Below are 543 nucleotides of genomic sequence, written 5' to 3' on the forward strand. Positions count from 1 at the left end.
TGAACTCCACCGCGCTGAAGGAGGCCCAGGCCACCGGCTTCCCGCGCGAGAAGATGTACGGCGTCTGGTGGGCCGGCGCCGAACCCGACGTCAAGGACGTCGGCATGGGCGCCAAGGGCTACAACGCGCTGGCGCTGAACACCTCGGGCACGACGCCGCAGGTCATCCAGGACATCCTCAAGCACGTGCACGACAAGGGCCAGGGCACCGGGCCGAAGGACGAGGTGGGCTCGGTGCTGTACACGCGCGGCGTGATCATCCAGGCGCTGGGCGTGGAGGCCGTGCGCCGCGCGCAGGAGCGTTTCGGCAAGGGCAAGGTGATGACCGGCGAGCAGGTGCGCTGGGGCCTGGAGAACCTGGCGCTGGACGACAAGAAGCTCGCGCAGCTCGGCCTGACCGGCGTGATCCGCCCGATCAGCACCTCGTGCATGGACCACCAGGGCTCGACCTGGGCGCGTGTGCAGACCTGGGACGGCGCCAAGTGGGGCTTCAGTTCCGACTGGTACCAGGCCGACGAGCAGATCCTCAAGCCGATGATCAAGA

1 pseudogene is annotated in these 543 nt (G+C 68.3%); it reads left to right on the forward strand.

The annotated features are described in order from the left end of the window. A pseudogene (locus CKO23_RS25195) lies at positions 1-543 on the forward strand (ABC transporter substrate-binding protein); the annotation flags it as partial.

Source organism: Thiocystis violacea (genome assembly GCF_016583565.1).
In the GTDB taxonomy this organism is placed as follows: domain Bacteria; phylum Pseudomonadota; class Gammaproteobacteria; order Chromatiales; family Chromatiaceae; genus Thiorhodococcus; species Thiorhodococcus violaceus_A.